The following is a 19,165-nucleotide window of genomic DNA, read 5'->3' as shown; positions in this document are numbered from 1 at the left end:
GGCCAGCCGGCCGACCAGTCTTGACGCCGGCGCTGGCAAAAGCCCGCGCCTCGTTTACCATGCCCGGGCCAGACAATACCTATCGAGAACAAGGTCGTTCCGTGCCCATCGCTTCACGTGCTCCCGCCTCCCTGACCCTGCTGGCCCTGCTGTTCGGCGGCAAGCTCGCGGCCGCCGACCTGTTCAACGATCCCAGCGGCGTTCCCGAAGTATTGACCGCGACACGCCTGAAACAATCCCCGGCGGAAGTTCCCGGCAGCATCAGCGTGCTCGACCGCGAGCTGATCGTCGCCAGCGGCGCCCGCGACATTCCCGAACTGATGCGCCTGGTCCCGGGCATGATGGTCGGCTACCTGTCCGGCAACCAGCCCACGGTCAACTACCACGGCACCAGCATGTCGGGGGCGCGGCGCCTGCAGGTGCTGATCGACGGCCGCTCGGTGTACCGCCCGGGCCTTGCCAGCGTCGACTGGAGCGACCTGCCGCTGGCCCTCGAGGATGTCGAGCGGATCGAAGTGTTCCGTGGGCCGAATACCGTCAGCTACGGCGCCAACGCATTGATGGGGGTGATCAACATCATCACCCGCGCCCCCGGCGAGTCGCCCGGCACGCGCCTGAAGTACACGGCGGGCCAGCGCGGCATCCGCGACTGGTACGCCAGCCAGAGCATCGCCCTGGAAGACAGCGACTTCCGCCTGTCGCTGTCCGGCCAGGAAGACGACGGCTTCGACCGCGACCACGACGGTCACGCCCTGCGCGACGGCCGCCGGCTCAGCCGCTTCAACCTCAACGCCAGCCACAGCCTGGCGCCGAACCAGAGCCTGGAGTGGCAACTGGCGGCCAAGGAAGGCTCGAACCAGCACCCCTACGCCTATCGCTCGCCGTTTCCCCAGGTTCCCGACGACATCGACAACTCCGATACGCTCGCCCACGACTATGCCGGTTCGCTGCGCTGGAATGTCGACCTCGACCCGCGCCACAGCTTCTATATACAAGGCTACGCACAGCACTGGGAGCGCCGGCAGGAATGGAACGCCTGCGAGGCGGCCATTGCCTTCAGCCCGCAACTGGCGCAGCTCTGGGAACTGAACCCGGACTACCTGCGCAGGTTCGCCGACGATCCGACCCGGCTGCCGCCCGGCAGCGCCCAGGAGTTGCAACTGGCGACCCAGGTCCTCGACCAGCTACGCAACGGCGGACTGCGCCCGGTCTGCGGACGGGTCGACCGCAACATCCGGGAAAGCCGCTACGACCTGGAGATGCAGGACACCCTCAGCCTGGGCGACAACCTGCGCCTGCTGAACGGCCTGAGCTACCGCTACGACCAGGCAAACTCCGAGACCTTCTACGGCGGCAGGGTCAGCAGCCAGATCTGGCGGCTGTTCAGCCAATTGGAGTGGCATGCCGGCGAACACTGGCTGCTGCAGGGCGGGGGGATGCTCGAAGACGTCGAGGGCTCCGGCAGTTCGTTCAGCCCGCGGCTGGCGGTGAACTACCTGTTCAACCCCCAGCACAGCCTGCGCGCGGTCTATTCGGAGGCAGTGCGGTCACCGGGCATGTACGAAAACGACGTCGACTGGCGCTACCGGGTCCGCCACCTGACACCGGCGCCCTATGGGCAGAGCGAAGCCTACTACTTCGCCAGCGCCCACGGCCCCGGCGACCTGGGCAAGGAACACACCCGTTCGCGCGAGATCGGCTACAACGGTTTTTTCCGCGAGACCGGGCTGGCCGTGGATGTACGCCTGTTCCACGAGGAAATCACCGGACTGATCAGCGATCCGCTCAGCGTCGTCGACTTCAGTCCGGACAACGGCGATCGCATCCGCTTCTCCGGCGCGGAAGGCCAGCTCGACTGGCGCTTGGGCCTACGCGACCGCCTGCGCGCCACCTACGCCTATCTCGACTACGACGCCACCAGTCGCTACGACCGGCGCCTGACCGCCCGCCACGGCGGCTCGGCCGGCTGGATGCACGACTGGGGCCAAGGCTGGTCCAGCGCCCTCTTCTATTATGGCGACGACTCGCTCAATGGACATCGTTTCGAACGCGTCGACCTGCGCCTGGCCAAGCGCATTCCCCTGGGCAAGGCCGCCCTGGAACTGGCCGGCGTGCTCCAGCAGCGTCTCGACGACGAACCGCTGACGTTTCCCGACAACCGCTACGACAGCCGCCACCTGCTCTACTTCAGCGCCGAGGTGACGTTCTAGATGCGTCGCTTGCGCCCCGCCCGCCGGGCTTTCCAGGCGCTGCTCGCGCTCGTCTTCTGCTGTCTCCCGCATGTCGGCGAGGCCGCGCAACTGGTCCTGGTCAGCGCCAACCAGGGGGCCGCGGTGAACGCCTTTCGCGATGCCCTGGCGCAGCGACGGCCGCAGGACCAGGTGGAACTGCGCACGCCCGCGGCCCTGGCGGAGGGGATGGTCTTCGCCGACGACACCCGCCTGCTCCTGCTCGGCCCCGAGGCCCTGGCCTGGCGCCTGCGCCAGCACCGGGCGCCGCCGACCCTGGCGCTGCTGCTCAACCGGGTCGATGGCCAGCGCCTGCTGCCAGGCGCCAACGGACATGGCGGACACGGCGTCGGAGGTCTCTGCGTACTCTGGAGCGACCCGCCGGCGTCCCGCCAGCTCCGCCTGGCGCGCCTGATCCTGCCGGGCATCCAGCGCATCGGCGTGCTCTACGGCAAGGACAGCGAATTCCTCCTCGACGAGCTTCGCCGCGAGGCCCGCAGCCAGGGGCTCCAGCTGTTCGTCGCCAGCAGCAGCGGCAACGACGACCCGCGCCCGCTGCAGTTCCTGCTCGGCAATAGTGACCTGCTGCTCGGCATCGACGACAAACAGCTGTACAACTCGCAGAGCATCAAGAGCCTGCTGCTCGGAAGCTACGCCAAGAACCGCGCGCTGCTCGGCCCCACCGCAGCCTTCGTCAAGGCCGGCAGCCTGGCGAGCAGCTACAGCGACCAGGAGGATTGGCTGGACACCCTCGACGAATTGCTCGGCCAGGCGCCCAGGCACTGGCCCCTCAGCCTCTATCCAGGGCATTTCAAGGTGCTCGGCAATCGGCAGGTAGCCCGTTCCCTGGGTATCGACCTGGCCAGCGACGCCGACCTCGGCCGGCGCCTCGCCGAAGGAGAAGAACCATGAGCCAGCGCCACGGCTGGGACATCCGTACCCGCATGCTGGCGATCAGCCTGGGCCCGGCGCTGCTGCTGACCCTGTTGCTCACCGCCTACTTCACCTACTCGCGCCTGCAGGACCTGCGCCAGGAACTGACCCATACCGGCCAGTTGATCGCCGACCAGTTGGCGCCGGCCGCCGAATACGGCGTGATCGCCGGCAACACGCCCGTGCTGCAGAAGCTGCTGCAGGCCACCCTCGACACCCCGCATGTGCGCTTCATCGAGGTACGCGACCGCAACGACAATATCCTGGTGTACGTCGAACAGTTGCCCGGCGCGTTGCAGAACGCCGCGCCGATCGACATCTTCCACTCCACCATCCAGCGCCAGCGTATCGCCCTGGCCAGCGACCCGCTGCTGGATGGCGCCAGCGAAGGCGACGGCCAGTCCGGCGAGGACTACCTCGGCCGGGTGGTGGTCGGCATGTCCAACGACGCCTTCAGCCAGCGGCAACAGGAAATCCTCCTGAAGGCCGCCCTGCTGGCCGCCTTCGCCCTGATCCTCACCTTCCTCGTCGCGCGCCGCCTGGCGCAGCGCCTGTCGGCGCCGATCAGTACCATGGGCCAGGCGGTCGAGGCGATCCAGAGCGGCGACTACAAGACCAGCCTGCCGATCCTCGACGACGGCGAGATCGGCGACCTGGCCCGTCACATCAACAATCTCGCCAGCGGGCTGGACCGCGCGAGCCGGGAACAGGAACAGGCGATCAGCCAATTGATCAGCGCCCGCGAGGAAGCGGAGCAGGCGAACCGGGCGAAGTCCGACTTCCTGGCGATGATGAGCCACGAGCTTCGCACCCCGATGAATGGCGTGCTGGGCATGCTGCAACTGCTGGAAACCACCGAGCAGACCCGCGAACAGGCCGAGTACACGGCGCTGGCCACCGAGTCCACCGAACACCTGCTGAAGGTCATCAACGACATTCTCGATTTCTCAAGGATCGAACGCGGCGCGCTTGAACTGGAGTGCATCCCCTTCAACCTGCTGGAACTGGTGCAAGGCTCCGCCCTGGTGTTCCAGCACAGCGCCCAGCAACGCGGACTGGCGCTGGAATTGCAGATCCAGGCCGGCCTGGAGAATATCGAGGTCTGCGGCGATCCGACGCGGATCCGACAGATCCTGGTGAATCTGCTGGGTAATGCGCTGAAGTTCACCGAGGAAGGCGCCATCCATCTCAGCCTGGAGTGGCAGGCTCTCGATCACGACGTACTGTGGCTGACCTGCGCGGTGCACGACAGCGGCATCGGCATCTCGCCGGAACGCCTGGAACATATGTTCGACGCCTTCCAGCAGGCGGATTCGTCGATTTCCCGACGCTACGGCGGCACCGGGCTCGGCCTGGCGATCGCCAGGACCCTGGCGGAACGGATGGGCGGCACCCTGCAGGCAGAGAGCAAGGAAGGCTCGGGATCGACCTTCACCCTGGAGATTCCGCTGCCCTTCCAGCAGTCGCCGGCGCACCGGCAGCAGGCCGCCGGCGACGCTGCCCCGGTCGCCGCCGGTCAGGAAATCCTCCTGGTCGAGGACAATCCGGTGAACCAGACAGTCATAGAAGCCATGTTGCGCAGCCTCGGCTATCGCGTCACCCTGGTCGCCGACGGTATCCAGGCGGTACGCAGCGCCGAGCGCCAGCGCTACGACGCGATCCTGATGGACTGCCGCCTGCCGGTGCTCGACGGCTACTCGGCGACACGGGAAATCAGGGCCCAGGAGAACGGCCGGCAGGTACCGATCATCGCCCTGACCGCCAACGCCCTGCAGGGCGATCGGGAGAACTGCCTGCAGGCGGGAATGAACGATTACCTGGCCAAGCCATTCAAACGGGCGGAATTGCAACGCATACTGCAACGCTGGATCGGCTCGCAGCCGGAACTCCCCGTGACATCGAACGAAACCGGACGAGGGGAGCCGGAATGATCTACGACAAGGGCGGCAAGCGGACGCGGGAATAAAGTGAACATCTGTTCGCCGGACACTGTGACTTTCACCGCAACGCAACAGTCTATGACTAGGCTGCCGCTGCGACGCCGATACAATAACCCGGCGCGACGGCCGCTGGACGAACCGCCACAACCCTGCAGTTCAGGGATTTTTGAGGAGCTCGCATGACCAAACAACACGCCTTCACCCGAGAAGACCTGCTGCGCTGCAGTCGCGGCGAGCTGTTCGGCCCGGGTAACGCGCAACTTCCCGCCCCCAACATGCTGATGATCGATCGCATCGTTCACATCAGCGATGTCGGCGGCAAGTATGGCAAGGGCGAGCTGGTCGCCGAGCTGGATATCAACCCGGACCTGTGGTTCTTCGCCTGTCACTTCGAAGGCGATCCGGTCATGCCCGGTTGCCTGGGCCTGGATGCCATGTGGCAGCTGGTCGGTTTCTACCTCGGCTGGCAGGGCAACCCCGGCCGCGGCCGCGCCCTGGGTTCGGGCGAAGTGAAGTTCTTCGGTCAGGTTCTGCCGACAGCGAAGAAGGTCACGTATAACATTCATATCAAGCGCACGATCAATCGTTCGCTGGTCCTGGCCATCGCCGACGGCACCGTCAGCGTCGATGGCCGCGAAATCTACAGTGCCGAAGGCCTCCGCGTCGGCCTGTTCACCTCCACTGACAGCTTCTAAGGGTTATCCGCATGCGTCGCGTCGTTATCACCGGTCTGGGCATCGTTTCCTGCCTCGGCAATGACAAAGACACCGTTTCCGCCAACCTCCGTGCGGGTCGGCCCGGCATTCGCTTCAATCCGTCCTACGCCGAGATGGGCCTGCGCAGCCACGTTTCCGGTTCGGTCGACCTGAACCTCGAAGAGCTGATCGATCGCAAGGTCTTCCGCTTCATGGGCGATGCCGCCGCCTACGCCTACCTGGCGATGGAGCAGGCGATCAAGGACTCCGGCCTGACTCCGGAACAGATTTCCAACCCCCGCACCGGCCTGATCGCCGGCTCCGGCGGCGCTTCCACCCTGAACCAGATGGAAGCCATCGACACCCTGCGCGAGAAAGGCGTCAAGCGCATCGGCCCATACCGCGTGACCCGCACCATGGGCAGCACCGTATCGGCCTGCCTGGCCACACCGTTCCAGATCAAGGGCGTCAACTACTCGATCTCCTCCGCCTGCGCCACCAGCGCCCATTGCATCGGCCAAGCCATGGAACAGATCCAGTTGGGCAAGCAGGACGTGGTCTTCGCCGGCGGCGGCGAAGAGGAACACTGGAGCCAGAGCTGCCTGTTCGACGCCATGGGCGCCCTCTCCACCCAGTACAACGACACGCCGGAAAAGGCATCCCGCGCCTACGACGCCAAGCGTGACGGCTTCGTCATCGCCGGCGGCGGCGGCATGGTGGTGGTCGAGGAGCTGGAGCATGCGCTCAAGCGCGGCGCCAAGATCTACGCCGAGATCGTCGGCTACGGCGCCACCTCCGACGGCTACGACATGGTCGCCCCGAGCGGCGAAGGCGCGATCCGCTGCATGCAGCAGGCGCTGGCCACCGTCGACGCGCCGATCGACTACCTGAACACCCACGGCACCTCCACCCCGGTCGGCGACGTCGCCGAGATCCGAGGCGTGCGCGAAGTGTTCGGTGACAAGGCGCCGGCCATCAGCTCGACGAAGAGCCTGTCCGGCCACTCGCTGGGCGCCGCCGGCGTGCACGAGGCGATCTATTGCCTGCTGATGATGGAGGGCGGCTTCATCGCCGGCTCCGCCAACATCGACGAACTCGACCCGGAAGTGGCCGACCTGCCGATTCTCCGCGAGACCCGCGAGAACGCCAAGCTCGATACCGTCATGAGCAACAGCTTCGGCTTCGGCGGCACCAACGCCACCCTGGTCCTCAAGCGCTGGCAGGGTTGATTCCCTCCATCGCCGCATGAAGCGCCCTCCGGGGCGCTTTTTTGTACCCAGCGTTTCTTTACCCGGACTGCATGAACGGGCTAAACCTCCCGCCCTGCCTGCCGATAGTACTAGTCAGCCCCGTCCCTCTTCCTGCCCCCTGGAATCCGCCATCATGTCTTTGCGCAGTATGCCCATCGCGACCCGTGCCGCCCTGAGTTTCGCCCTGATCACCGCTCTGCTGGTCATCACCGGCATCTTTTCCCTGAACCGGATGGGTTCGCTCAACGAAGCCTCTTCGGACATCAGCGACAACTGGCTGCCTAGCGTCCGCGAAAGCGCCGAGTTGAACGTTCTGCTCGCCGAACTGCGGCAGGTGCAACTGGCCCATGTGCTGGCGGCGGACGATAGCAGCAAGCGCTTCCTGGAAAGCCGCATGACGGAAATCGGCAAGGAACTGACCGATCGCGAGGGCGCCTACCAACGGCTGATCAGTGGTGCCGACGAGCGCTCGATCTACGAGCGCTACCTGGCTACCCGGCAGACGCTCCTGCAAAGCCAGCAGACCCTGGTGCAGATGTCGCGCAGCAAGCCGCTGGAAGAGACCCGCCAGTACACCGAAAGCACCTTGCTCGACCAGTACCGCGCCACCCAGCAGCAACTGCAGGCGCTGATCGACTTCAACGTCAAGGGCGCCAGCCAGGCCAGCCACACGGCCGATGAGGTCTATGACAGCGCCTTCGCCGCAGTGATCGGCGTACTGCTGGTCGCCGGCCTCGCTACCGTGATACTGGCCTGGCTGTTCACCCGCAGCATCACCCAACCGATCGGCGAGGCGCTGCGAGTGGCCGAGGTGATCGCTTCCGGCGACCTCACCAGCCGCATCGACACCTCTGGCCGCGACGAACCGGCCAAGCTGCTGGTCGCCCTCCAGGGCATGCAGGCACAACTGCGCCAGACCATCCAGCAGATCGGCAGCTCGGCGACCCAACTGGCCTCCGCCGCGGAGGAACTCAGCGCCGTCACCGAGCAGGGCAACCGCTCGCTGACCCAGCAGAACGACGAAATCCAGATGGCCGCCACCGCGGTCAACGAGATGACCGCCGCCGTCGAGGAAGTGGCGCGCAACGCCAGCTCCACCTCGGACGCCTCGTCCGCCTCCGAGCAATCGGCGCAGAACGGACGCCAGCGGGTACTGGAGACGGTCCAGGCGATCCGCCTGATGAGCGAAGAAGTGGACAATACCTCGGCGCTGGTCGGCGGCCTGGCGGAAAAGGCCCAGGACATTTCCAAGGTCCTCGACGTGATCCGCGGTATCGCCGAACAGACCAATCTCCTGGCGCTCAACGCGGCCATCGAGGCGGCTCGCGCCGGCGAGCAGGGCCGCGGTTTCGCCGTGGTCGCCGACGAGGTTCGCGCCCTCGCCCATCGCACCCAGGAATCCACCCGCGAGATCGAGCAGATGATCGCCAACATCCAGGAAGGCACCGGCGCCGCGGTCGGCGCCATGGACAGCAGCAGCGTACGCGCCCGCAACATGCTGGAGATCGCCGAAGCCGCCGGCCTGGCGCTGAACGAGATCGCGGAGCGGGTCGGCCAGATCAACGAGCGTACCCTGGTGATCGCCAGCGCCTCCGAGCAGCAGGCCCAGGTGGCCCGCGAGGTCGACCGCAACCTGGTGAACATCCGCGACATCTCGCTGCAGACGTCCGCCGGCTCCAACCAGACCGCCGCCGCCAGCCAGGAACTGTCGCAACTGGCCATCGACCTGAACAACATGGTCACCCGCTTCGTCGTCTGACCATGCCGTGCGCCGTCTCACGGCGGCGCACTTCCTCCGGTTGCCCAGCGTGAAGCCCGGGTTTTACCATGAAACCCGATCCTCTCCCCCTCCGGAGCCGCCCAGATGGTCAAGCGCACCAGCCACAAGCAAGCCAGTTGTCCAGTCGCCCGCCCGCTGGACGTGATCGGCGACGGCTGGTCGATGCTCATCGTGCGCGATGCCTTCGAAGGACTGACGCGCTTCGGCGAATTCCAGAAGAGCCTCGGCCTGGCCAAGAACATCCTGGCGGCGCGCCTGCGCAACCTGGTGGAGCACGGCGTGATGGTGGCGGTCCCGGCCGAAAGCGGCAGTCACCAGGAATACCGCCTGACTGACAAGGGACGCGCGCTCTTCCCCCTGCTGGTGGCGATTCGGCAGTGGGGCGAGGACTATTTCTTCGCCCCGGACGAATCCCATGTCCGCCTGGTCGAGCGCGACAGCGGCCAGCCGGTGCCGCGCCTGCAGGTACGCGCCGGCGACGGCAGTCCGCTCGCCGCGGAAGATACCCGGGTCAGCAGGGACTGATCGAAGGACGAACAGGCTACCGTCGGCATCCGTTCGTACGCCGCCCTACCGCACGCAGGCAACCCTTGCCCGGTAGAGCGAATGGCGCCCCCGCGTTATCCACGCCACACAAGAAAACCAGCGCTTTGCATGGCTCGCGCTCAGCGCACGTCGAAGGATTTCTCCGCCAGCAGGCGATCGCCCTGGAACACCATCAACCGCCATTCGCCCTTCACCACTTCGTGCGGCTCGGTGAATTCGTAGGCCATGACATCGGTCGGCGCGCCCGGCACCAGCTTCTGCACCACTTCGAACTTGTCATGCCGCTGACCATCCGGAGTGACCACGCCCGGGGTGAGGTAGAGCAGCGTCAAAGGCGTATCGCCTTCCTGCTTGCCGCTGAGTTGATAACGCATGCCGAACTTGGTGCCGAGCTTGGCCGGGACTTCGGTGGTCTGCTGGATGTTCTGCTCGCTACGGGTCAATACCCGTTCGCCGGGCTGGAAATCCTGGTAGCGGCTTTCGAACACGCCATATTCGATGGGGCCGTCGATACGCACCTCGGCCTGCGCCGCCACGGCGACGCCGGCGCCGAGCAGGAAGACGGAACGACTGATGCAAGAACGGATGAAGGACATGACTCACTCCTGGATGGGACTGGCGCGAGCCTATGACGCCGGCATGACAGACTGATGACGAATCCGGGTTATTCGCCTCGCGGATCGGCGGGCTGGCGCGGCAGCACCGCCAGAAAGTTGTCCCGCGCCACCTGGCGAGCGACCTGCTCGGGCAAGGCGTCGAGGAACGGATCGAAGCTCGCCATCAACTCGGGCAGGCTGTCGAACTGGCCGACCACATCGGAACCGAGCATGAAGCGTTGCGGAAACCGCTCGACCAGTGCCAGCCACTGCGGATCGGGCTTGCCCTGCTCGTCCAGCAGGTACGGGCGCAACACCGACCAGGACAGGTCGATGTAGAGGTTCGGGTAGCGCTGTAGCAGACGCCGAAGGGTCGGCAGGAGGAAGTCCAGTTTCTTCTGGTGGCGATGGATCTCCATGCTGGTCCCGGCATGGGCCCAGATGAACCGCACATGCGGGTGATTGCGCAGGGGCTCCTCGATTTCCGCCAGGTACAGCGGGTTGCGTTCGCGCTTGGAAGTGACGTTGGCGTGCAGCAACACCGGCAGGTCGAATTCGGCGGCCAGGTGATAGACCCGCGCCAGCGCCTCGTTGTTGGCCCTCGGCACGTCGCCGTAGGTCAGCGCGGTGAGGTCGTCGTGACGGGTAAAGATCTCGCCGATGCCCTGCCAGAGTCCCGGGTCCAGCTCCAGCATGCGACGGATGTGCGCGTCGGCGTTCTTGTCGGTCGGGTTGAAACCGGTCAGGAACGGATGCACGCGCCGCCGCTGCTCGGCTGGCAGGGATTTCACCGCCGCCGCCACGATCACGTCGGTGGCGCTGTACCAATAGGCTCCGGCATCGTCACCAGCGTAGTAGCGCGGCCGCTTCGGCTCGTCCTCGTGCCATTTCTTGGCGACCGCGACGCCGCTGAGCATCACATGGTCGACCCGGCCTTTGTCCATCGCCTCCAGCAGCCGCGGCATGCCTTCGCTTTCCTGGAAGAAATCCACATAGTGCACGTGAGCGTCGCTGTAGCGATAATCCCTGGCATGGGTCAAGGATGTCACCAGGGACAGGGCGAACAATGTCGAAAACAGGGCACGCGTACGGGGGCCAGCCATGGCATTCCTCCTGATAGGCCTGAGTGAACATAGACCGCTGCCGCTCGGCCAGGGTTCGCCGCTCCGCTGGCTGGCCCTGCTGTTCGGCCTGCTGGCCTGGCATGCCGGGGCTGGCGAACGGGTGATCTATCCGCGCCATTCCGAAGGGCGCAACCCCGAACCCTACGTCGTCGAGCTGCTGCAACTGGCGCTGGCCAGGAGCGGCGGCGACTACCGCCTGGAGCCCAGCGCGCAGCCCATGCCGCAGTCCCGTGCGCAACTGCGCCTGGAGCAGGACGATCCGGGCCTGCAGGTGATGTGGGCGCAGTCCCGCGACGACCTGGAAGAGACCCTGCTGCCGATCCGCATTCCGATCTATCGCGGCCTGATCGGCTGGCGCATTCCCCTGGTCAGCGCCGCCAACAAGGATATCCTGGCCTCGGTGCGGACCCTCGACGATCTCCGCCGCCTGCGCTTCGGCCAGCGCCAGGACTGGGCCGACACACCGATCCTGCGCGCCAACGGCCTGGAGGTGAAGACCAGCCAGAACTACGAGAGCCTGTTCCGCATGCTCGATGCCGGCCGCTTCGAGGTCTTCCCCCGCGAGGTCGTAGTGATCGACGGAGAACTGGAGGACGCCTCCCGCGCCGGGCTGCACCTGGCGATCGACCAGCACCTGGCCCTGCACTACCCCGCGGCCTTCTATTTCTTCGTTTCGCGTCAACGCCCGGAACTGGCCGAGGCCATTCGCCAGGGCCTGGAGAAGGCGATTGCCGACGGTAGCTTCGAACGGCTGTTCGAGCGACATTTCAAGACGCGGCTGGAAAAGCTTGCCCTTCGGCAGCGGAGAATAATCGAGCTGAAAAACCCCTATCTTCCAAGAAAAACTCCTTTTCAGCGCGAGGCACTCTGGTACCGGCCGTGAGCTAGAATGAGGCCTTCACGCCACCACCGATGCCCAGCATGTCCCGTACCACCCCGTACCGCCTCGACGACCAGATCGGCTTCATCCTGCGCCAGGCCAACCAGCGCTATGCAGCGTTGTTCGCCAATGGCATCGGCAACGGCCTGACACCCACCCAGTGGGCCGCCCTGGTCCGCCTCGGCGAGACCGGACCCTGCCCGCAGAACCAGCTCGGCCGGCTCACCGCCATGGACGCCGCGACCATCAAGGGCGTCGTCGAGCGCCTGGACAAACGGGGACTGATCCAGCGCAGCGCCGATCCGGACGACGGCCGGCGCCTGCTGGTCAGCCTCAGTCCTGCCGGACGCGCCGAACTCGAGGCCGGCCTGGCGGCCGCCCGCGAGATCAACCGGCAGGCCTTGGCTCCCCTCTCCCCGCAAGAACAGGAAACCCTGCGCGGGTTGCTCGCTCGCCTGACCTGAGGCCATTGCGGTCTATCCTTTTTTTCCGCGTTACGTCGTCCGGAGCTGCGCCTTTCGTCGTAGCGGCCTGCCATTGACAGTTCACCGCAGGCGTTCATAACATGTTTGTATACAAACAAATTCCCGCATAGCCGCATGCTACCAGGCACGGCTGACGGGATATCCGCCTGATGAACAGCCATGCCGCCGGCATGGGGAGAAACCGCCATGAGCGATGCCCTTGCCCTGACCGTCAACGGTCAGTCCCTGCGCCTCGATGTCGCCCCCGATACCCCCCTGCTCTATGTCCTGCGCAACGACCTGCAACTGAACGGTCCCAAGTTCGGCTGCGGCCTCGGCGAGTGCGGCGCCTGCACCGTGCTGATGGATGGCGTCGCCACCCGCTCCTGCATCACCCCGGTGGAGGCCGCCGTAGGCCGCCGGGTGGTTACCCTCGAAGGACTCGGCGATGCCGCCCATCCCCATCCGCTGCAACAGGCCTTCATCGACGAACAGGCCGCCCAATGCGGCTACTGCATCAACGGCATGGTGATGACCGCCAAGGCGTTGCTGGATCGCAACCCGAACCCCAGCGACGGCGAGATCCGCCAGGAATTGGCCTACAACCTGTGTCGCTGCGGCACCCATGTGGAGATTCTCAAGGCCGTGCGGCGTGCCGCCGAGAGCCTGAAGGAGCATCAGGAGGAGCACCCGGCATGAGCCTGGCCAATCCCTCGCGACGCGGCTTCCTCAAGGCCGGCGGCCTGCTGCTGGTCACCGTCAACCTGCCCGCCCCGCTGCTCGCCCTTGCCGAGCAGGGCGCCACCGACCTGCCGCTGGACCAGGTCGACTCGTTCATCGCCATTGCCGCGGACGGCAAGGTCACCGCCTTCTGCGGCCACGTCGACCTTGGTACCGGCATCCGCACGGCACTGGCGCAGATCGTCGCCGAAGAGTTGGACGTCGCGTTCGAGCAGGTCGAGATGATCCTCGGCGACACCCGTCGTACACCGGACCAGGGGCCGACCATCGCCAGCGCCAGCATCCAGGTCAGCGCCGTGCCGCTGCGCCAGGCCGCCGCCGAAGCCCGGCGCTTCCTCCTGCGCCAGGCCGGAAGCCATTTCCCGGTGCATCCGGACAGCCTGCGCAGCGAAAACGGCCAGGTCTTCGCCGCCGCCAATCCGCAGCGACGGATCGGCTACGGCGAGTTGCTGCGAGGCCAGCGCTTCAACCTGAACATCGACGGCAAGGCGCCGCTCAAGCCGCGCAGCGAGTACCGTCTGGTCGGCAAGCCGGTGCGTCGGGTGGACATCCCGGCGAAGCTGACCGGTCAACTGACCTATGTCCACGACATGCGCTTGCCCGGCATGCTGCATGGGCGAGTGGTACGCCCGCCCTATACCGGCGCGGATGTCAGCGCCCCGCTCGGCAGCGGCCTGCTGGCGGTGGACGAAAGCTCGGTCGCCGGGCTGCCGGGGCTGGTCAAGGTGGTCGTGATCGGCGACTTCGTCGGCGTGGTCTGCGAACGCGAGGAGCAGGCGATCCGCGCCGCGCGCCAGCTCAAGGTGCGCTGGAAGGACTGGCAGGGCCTGCCGCCGCTGGAACCCGACCGGCTCGAGGACACGCTTCGCCGGCATCCGAAGAAGCCACGCACGCTGCACGACTCACCCGGTCTCGAGCAGCACCTCGCGGGCATCGCCCGGCCGCTGTCGGCCACCTATGTCTGGCCCTACCAGTTGCACGCCTCCATCGGCCCTTCCTGCGCCCTCGCCGAGGTCGATGCGCAGCGCGCTCGCGTCTGGTCCGGCACGCAGAACCCGCACGACCTGCGCAACGACCTGGCCAGGCTGCTGCAGCGCGAGACCGGGGACATCGAGGTGATTCGCATGGAAGCCGCCGGCTGCTACGGACGCAACGGCGCCGACGACGTCAGCGCCGACGCCGTGCTCCTGGCGCAGGCAGTGGGCCGGCCGGTGCGGGTACAACTGATGCGCGAACAGGAACATGGCTGGGAACCGAAAGGCACCGCGCAACTGATCGAGGTCCGCGGCGGTCTCGACGAGCAAGGCCGGGTGGCGGCCTACGACTTCGCCACCTGCTACCCCTCCAACGGCGCGCCGACCCTGGCCCTGCTCCTCACCGGGCGGATCCCGGCCACCCCGCAGGTGGCCGACATGGGCGACCGCACCGCGATCCCGCAATACCGCTACCCGCGGATGCGGGTGGTGGCCAACGACGCCGCCCCCATCGTCCGCGCGTCCTGGATGCGCGGCGTCTCGGCGCTGCCGAACGTGTTCGCCCATGAGTCCTACATCGACGAACTGGCGCACCTGGCCGGCATCGACCCCATCGCCTTCCGCCGCCGCTACCTGGACGACCAGCGCGCCCTGGCGCTGATCGACGCCCTGGTCGCCCGCGCCGGCTGGCAGCCACGCACCTCCCCCAACCCAGAGGCGCGCCGGGACGGCTTGCTGAAGGGACGCGGCTTCGCCTATGCGCGCTACTTCCACAGCAAGTTTCCCGGTTTCGGCGCCGCCTGGGCCGCCTGGATCGTCGACGTCGAGGTGAACCCGGAGAACGGCGCGGTGCGCGTCGCCAAGGTCTGGGTCGCCCATGACTGCGGGCAGATGGTCAATCCCGATGGGGTCAGGCACCAGGTCCACGGCAACGTCATCCAGTCCACCAGCCGGGTACTCAAGGAGTTCGCCACCTTCGACCGCCGTGGCGTCACCAGCCTGGAATGGGGCGGCTACCCGATCCTCGGCTTCCCCGAACTGCCGGAGATCGACGTACTGCTGCTCGACCGCCCCGAGCAGCCACCGATGGGCGCTGGCGAGTCAGCCTCGGTGCCCAGCGCCGCGGCCATCGCCAATGCGATCTTCGACGCTACCGGGGCGCGCCTGCGACAGGTGCCGTTCACTCCGGAACGCGTACTCGCGGCGCTGCGCAGCGCGCAGGCCTGATCCTTTTCCCCGGGGCGCCGCGGCGCCCCGCGCAGTGGATGACTGACAGATGAAGAAGGCAACACGCATCGGCCTCTGGGCCTCCGGCAGCCTCGTCGCGCTCGCCGCCATCGCCCTCGGCTACGCCTGGCAACCGGCCATCGGGCCACTGGAAGGCACACCCGGTCCCTTCAGCGCCGAGCAGATCGCCCGCGGCGAACGCCTCGCCGCCCTCGGCGACTGCGCGGTCTGCCACACTCGCGAAGGCGGCCCGCGCAACGCCGGCGGACGGGCCTTGCCGACGCCGTTCGGGACGATCTACAGCAGCAACCTCACGCCGGATCGCGCGAGCGGCATCGGTGGCTGGTCCTACCCCGCCTTCGAGCGGGCCATGCGGCATGGCGTGGCCCGCGACGGCAGCTACCTGTATCCGGCGTTCCCTTACACCGCCTTCACCAGGACTCGCGACGAAGACCTGAAGGCCCTGTACGCCTACCTGATGAGCCAGCCGGCGGTGCACAGCGAAACGCCTGCCAACCAGCTGCCGTTCCCCTTCGACCAACGCCAGCTGATGGCCGGCTGGAACCTGCTGTTCCTGGAGCCCGGCGCCTACCGCGACGAGCCGACGCGCAACCAGCAATGGAACCGCGGTGCCTATCTCGCCGAAGGCCTCGGCCATTGCAGCGCCTGCCACTCGCCGCGCAATGCGCTCGGCGCGGAAAAGTCCGGCAGCGCGCACTTCGCCGGCGGCGAGGCGGAGGGCTGGACCGCGCCAGCCTTGAACGCCAGTTCGCCGGCGCCCATCGCCTGGAGCGAGGAGGCCCTCTACGCCTACCTCCGCCACGGCTATTCGGCCTACCACGGGGTCGCCAGCGGGCCGATGGCGCCAGTGGTCGGCGAAGGCCTGGCCAAGCAGCCGGACGAGGACCTGCGGGCCCTGGCCCATTACCTTGCGTCCTACGCCGCTGCCCCGGCCGGGGAAACCGATCAGCAACAGGCGCAACGCCTCGACCGGCAGGGCTACGGCCGCGTGCAACCGCCCAGCGGCAGCGGCGCGCGCCTGTTCGCCGGGGCCTGCCTGGCCTGCCACCATGACGGCGACGGACCGCGCTTCTTCGGCGTGCGTCCATCCCTGGCGCTGAACAGCAATGTGCATGCGGACAGCCCGGACAACCTGCTGCGGATCATCCTCGACGGCATCCACAGCCCGGCCACCGGCGACCTCGGCTATATGCCCGGCTTCCGCCACAGCCTCGACGACCGGCAAGTCGCCGCCCTGGCCAACTACCTGCGCGAGCGTTTCGCCGGCAAGCCCGCCTGGCCGGACCTCGCGGCCAAGGCGGCAAGCCTGCGCCGACAGGCGGCGCCCTGAAGCATGCGGCTCAGTTGGGCAAGCGCAGGGAGCGGGCGAAGCAACCGGGGGTCTGGCCGAAATGACGCTGGAACAGGCTGATGAACGCCGAGGTGGAGTCGTAGCCAAGGTCGCTGGCCACCCGCGTCACGCTGGCGCCCTCCTCCAGCGCGGCGACCGCGTTGAGCAGACGCAGGCGCTGGCGCCACTCGCGAAACGACAACTGGGTCTGCTCGCGGAACAACCGCGCCAGGGTCCGTCGGGACGCCCCCACCAGTCCCGCCCAATCCGAGATGCCGCGCGGATCGGCGGGATCCGCCTGTAGCGCGTCGGTGATCCGGCGCAAGCGCGGGTCGCCAGGCAACGGCAGGTTCAGCGGCGCCTCGCGAAGGCGCCCGACCTCATCGGCGACCACCTGCATGAGACGCTCGGCCTCGCCACCCGGCGGATATTCACGGGGAAACTCCGCCGCCCGCAGCAACAGTTCGCGCAGCAGGCCGGACACCTCCAGTACCCGGCAACCGCCGGGCAGCGAACGATCCAGGTAGAGACTGCGGAACAGCACAGGGTTGCAAGCCTCCGCGGCGTGCCGGACGCCCGGCGGAATCCACAGCGCCCGCTGCGCCGGCACCAGATAGCTGTGCCGCTCGGTGCTGGCGCGCAAGGTGCCGCTGGCGGCGTACATCAGTTGGCCCCAGGGGTGCTCGTGCATCTCCACCCGGTGCCCGGCGGGCATCTCGAAGGCGCGCAGGTACACCGCGCAGGGCAGGCTGCGGAATCGCGGCAGGTCGCGTTCTTGTCCCGTTTGCGGCATCGGTTGTCCCCATCCGTCGAGTGAGCGGTACGCGGCCGATGGTAGCGTGTGGCTCCCCATAGACAAACCGGAGCCACGCCATGAGCACTCATCGCCCGCAACATCGCCTGTCCGTTCCCGATATCCAGCGCCGCAAGGGTGCCGGCAGCCTGGTGGCGCTGACCGCCTACAGCACGCCCATGGCCCGCCTCCTCGATCCGCATGCCGACCTGCTGCTGGTCGGCGATTCGCTGGGCATGGTGCTCTATGGCATGCCCAGCACCCTGGGAGTGAGCCTGGAGATGATGGTCGCCCACACCCTGGCGGTGATGCGCGGCAGTCGGCGCGCCTGCGTGGTGGCCGACTTGCCGTTCGCCAGCTACCAGGAATCGCCCCGACAGGCGTTCCGCAACGCCGCACGCCTGCTGGCCGACAGCGGCGCCCAGGCGGTGAAGCTGGAAGGCGGTGAGGAAATGGAAGAAACCGTGGACTTCCTGGTACGCCGTGGCATACCGGTGCTCGCCCATATCGGCCTGATGCCGCAGCAGGTCAACGCCATGGGCGGCTTCAAGGCCCAGGGGCGTGACCCGGAAAGCGCAGAACGGGTACGCCGCGACGGCCTCGCCATGCAGCGCGGCGGCGCCTTCGCGGTGGTCATCGAAGGCGTAGGCGAGCCGCTGGCCCGTCGCCTTAGCGAAGAACTGGCGATCCCCTGCATCGGTATCGGCGCCTCGCCGGCCTGCGACGGCCAGGTACTGGTCAGCGAGGACCTGCTCGGGCTAAGCGGCGAACAGGTACCGCGCTTCGTCGAACGCTACGCGCGCCTCGACCGGGAAATCGACGAGGCGGCCCGGCGCTTCGCCGAGGACGTGCGCGAACGGCGCTTCCCCGAGGCCAGGCATTGCTTCGCCATGCGCGAGTGAGCCGGCGGTCTCAGGCGAAGACTTCCGCCAGCAGGTCGTCCATCGCCTGGAAGGCACGCCGGGAGGTCCTGGCGTCATAGTGCATCTTGCCCGGCAGCTTGGCGTTCGGATCGGTGAAGGAATGCACCGCGCCGCCGTAGCTGGTGAGCTGCCAGTCGACGCCGGCATCGGTCATCTCCCTGGCGAAGGCCGGCAACTGCTCGCGCGGCACCAGCGGATCGGAGGCGCCGTCGAGGACCAGTACCGCGCCCTTGATGTTCCTGGCATGCGCCGGGTCCGGCGTATCCAGGGTGCCATGGAAGGACACGAAGGCCTTCAGCTCGGCGCCGTCGCGAGCCAGCTCCAGCGCGCAGCAACCGCCGAAGCAGAAACCGAAGGCAGCCTGGCGGGTCGTATCGACAGCCGCGAGCGCCTGTCCGCGCAAGGCCGCCAGCGCTGCCTGCATGCGCTTGCGCAGCAGGGCCCGGTCGTTCTTCAGCGGCATCATCGCCGCGCCCGCCTCGTCGCCGTTCTGCGGACGCACGTCCCTGCCGTAGAGGTCCGCCACCAGCACCACGTGCCCACGGCCGGCGACCTGCCGGGCGATGTCCAGCGCGGCGGCGCTCACGCCCATCCAGTTCGGCGCCATCAGCAGGCCCGGGCGCGGCCCCGCGTGGCTGGCGTCGTACACCAGTTGACCTTCGTACGGCTGCCCATCGATGTCGTAGGCGACCGGCTCTACACGAATCTCACTCATGGGTA

General features: G+C 67.2%; 17 protein-coding genes. 13 read left to right on the top strand and 4 right to left on the bottom strand.

The annotated features are described in order from the left end of the window. The first annotated feature begins 101 nt into the window (after nucleotides 1-101). The 7 genes from FHW81_RS22225 (at nucleotide 102) to FHW81_RS22195 (ending at nucleotide 9,351) form a co-directional block, all read left to right on the top strand. Nucleotides 102-2,210, top strand: a complete 2,109-nt coding sequence (locus FHW81_RS22225) for a TonB-dependent receptor plug domain-containing protein (protein WP_003097885.1) — start codon at nucleotides 102-104, stop codon at nucleotides 2,208-2,210. Between the two features lie 171 nt (nucleotides 2,211-2,381). After that, nucleotides 2,382-3,140: an ABC transporter substrate-binding protein gene (locus FHW81_RS22220; protein WP_003120435.1), complete on the top strand. Its 759-nt coding sequence runs from the start codon at nucleotides 2,382-2,384 to the stop codon at nucleotides 3,138-3,140. Next, complete coding sequence (locus FHW81_RS22215; RefSeq protein WP_003097889.1) at nucleotides 3,137-5,092, top strand: ATP-binding protein; 1,956 nt, start codon at nucleotides 3,137-3,139, stop codon at nucleotides 5,090-5,092. The genes FHW81_RS22220 and FHW81_RS22215 overlap by 4 nt, the downstream gene beginning before the upstream one ends. A gap of 188 nt (nucleotides 5,093-5,280) precedes the next feature. Then, a complete protein-coding gene (gene fabA / locus FHW81_RS22210) occupies nucleotides 5,281-5,796 on the top strand; it encodes a 3-hydroxyacyl-[acyl-carrier-protein] dehydratase FabA (RefSeq protein WP_003087475.1) in 516 nt (171 codons plus the stop codon). An 11-nt stretch (nucleotides 5,797-5,807) separates the two neighbouring features. Further along, nucleotides 5,808-7,025: a beta-ketoacyl-ACP synthase I gene (gene fabB, locus FHW81_RS22205; RefSeq protein ID WP_003097892.1), complete on the top strand. Its 1,218-nt coding sequence runs from the start codon at nucleotides 5,808-5,810 to the stop codon at nucleotides 7,023-7,025. Between the two features lie 154 nt (nucleotides 7,026-7,179). Continuing rightward, a complete protein-coding gene (locus FHW81_RS22200) occupies nucleotides 7,180-8,805 on the top strand; it encodes a methyl-accepting chemotaxis protein (protein WP_031643031.1) in 1,626 nt (541 codons plus the stop codon). Nucleotides 8,806-8,910: 105 nt separating this feature from the next. Then, entirely contained in the window at nucleotides 8,911-9,351 is a 441-nt protein-coding gene (locus FHW81_RS22195) for a winged helix-turn-helix transcriptional regulator (protein WP_003087468.1), read from the top strand. A 140-nt stretch (nucleotides 9,352-9,491) separates the two neighbouring features. On the opposite strand, the gene FHW81_RS22190 is transcribed toward FHW81_RS22195, so the two are convergent. Together FHW81_RS22190 and FHW81_RS22185 are read right to left on the bottom strand one after the other, a co-directional pair. Then, complete coding sequence (locus FHW81_RS22190; RefSeq protein ID WP_003087466.1) at nucleotides 9,492-9,968, bottom strand: DUF3859 domain-containing protein; 477 nt, start codon at nucleotides 9,966-9,968, stop codon at nucleotides 9,492-9,494. A 68-nt stretch (nucleotides 9,969-10,036) separates the two neighbouring features. Then, entirely contained in the window at nucleotides 10,037-11,071 is a 1,035-nt protein-coding gene (locus tag FHW81_RS22185) for an amidohydrolase family protein (protein WP_003097898.1), read from the bottom strand. Between FHW81_RS22185 and FHW81_RS22180 the strand changes: the two genes are divergently transcribed. From FHW81_RS22180 to FHW81_RS22160, 5 genes are all read left to right on the top strand, one after another. Continuing rightward, a complete protein-coding gene (locus FHW81_RS22180) occupies nucleotides 11,070-11,975 on the top strand; it encodes a substrate-binding periplasmic protein (protein ID WP_024928692.1) in 906 nt (301 codons plus the stop codon). The genes FHW81_RS22185 and FHW81_RS22180 overlap by 2 nt on opposite strands. 38 nt (nucleotides 11,976-12,013) lie before the next feature. Then, a complete protein-coding gene (locus FHW81_RS22175; protein WP_003087460.1) occupies nucleotides 12,014-12,436 on the top strand; it encodes a MarR family winged helix-turn-helix transcriptional regulator in 423 nt (140 codons plus the stop codon). A gap of 207 nt (nucleotides 12,437-12,643) precedes the next feature. After that, nucleotides 12,644-13,135: a (2Fe-2S)-binding protein gene (locus tag FHW81_RS22170; protein ID WP_003097907.1), complete on the top strand. Its 492-nt coding sequence runs from the start codon at nucleotides 12,644-12,646 to the stop codon at nucleotides 13,133-13,135. Further along, nucleotides 13,132-15,378, top strand: coding sequence for a xanthine dehydrogenase family protein molybdopterin-binding subunit (locus FHW81_RS22165; RefSeq protein WP_016253590.1), 2,247 nt, complete (start codon nucleotides 13,132-13,134; stop codon nucleotides 15,376-15,378). The genes FHW81_RS22170 and FHW81_RS22165 overlap by 4 nt, the downstream gene beginning before the upstream one ends. Nucleotides 15,379-15,427: 49 nt before the next feature. Further along, on the top strand, nucleotides 15,428-16,729 hold the full coding sequence (locus FHW81_RS22160) for a cytochrome c (protein ID WP_016253591.1): 1,302 nt from the start codon (nucleotides 15,428-15,430) through the stop codon (nucleotides 16,727-16,729). A 10-nt stretch (nucleotides 16,730-16,739) separates the two neighbouring features. Here FHW81_RS22160 and FHW81_RS22155 read toward each other — a convergent pair whose 3' ends face one another. Continuing rightward, nucleotides 16,740-17,522, bottom strand: coding sequence for an AraC family transcriptional regulator (locus FHW81_RS22155; RefSeq protein ID WP_003117756.1), 783 nt, complete (start codon nucleotides 17,520-17,522; stop codon nucleotides 16,740-16,742). Nucleotides 17,523-17,602: 80 nt separating this feature from the next. Between FHW81_RS22155 and panB the strand changes: the two genes are divergently transcribed. Next, a complete protein-coding gene (gene panB, locus FHW81_RS22150; protein ID WP_023090657.1) occupies nucleotides 17,603-18,424 on the top strand; it encodes a 3-methyl-2-oxobutanoate hydroxymethyltransferase in 822 nt (273 codons plus the stop codon). Nucleotides 18,425-18,434: 10 nt separating this feature from the next. On the opposite strand, the gene FHW81_RS22145 is transcribed toward panB, so the two are convergent. Next, on the bottom strand, nucleotides 18,435-19,160 hold the full coding sequence (locus tag FHW81_RS22145) for a dienelactone hydrolase family protein (protein WP_003114260.1): 726 nt from the start codon (nucleotides 19,158-19,160) through the stop codon (nucleotides 18,435-18,437). Between the last annotated feature and the right edge of the window lie 5 nt (nucleotides 19,161-19,165).

The sequence above is a fragment of the Pseudomonas sp. RC10-4-2 genome (genome assembly GCF_050433085.1).
In the GTDB taxonomy this organism is placed as follows: Bacteria; Pseudomonadota; Gammaproteobacteria; order Pseudomonadales; family Pseudomonadaceae; genus Pseudomonas; species Pseudomonas aeruginosa.
The sequence above is the reverse complement of the archived record's forward strand: the minus strand, read 5'-3'. Positions and strand labels throughout refer to the sequence as shown.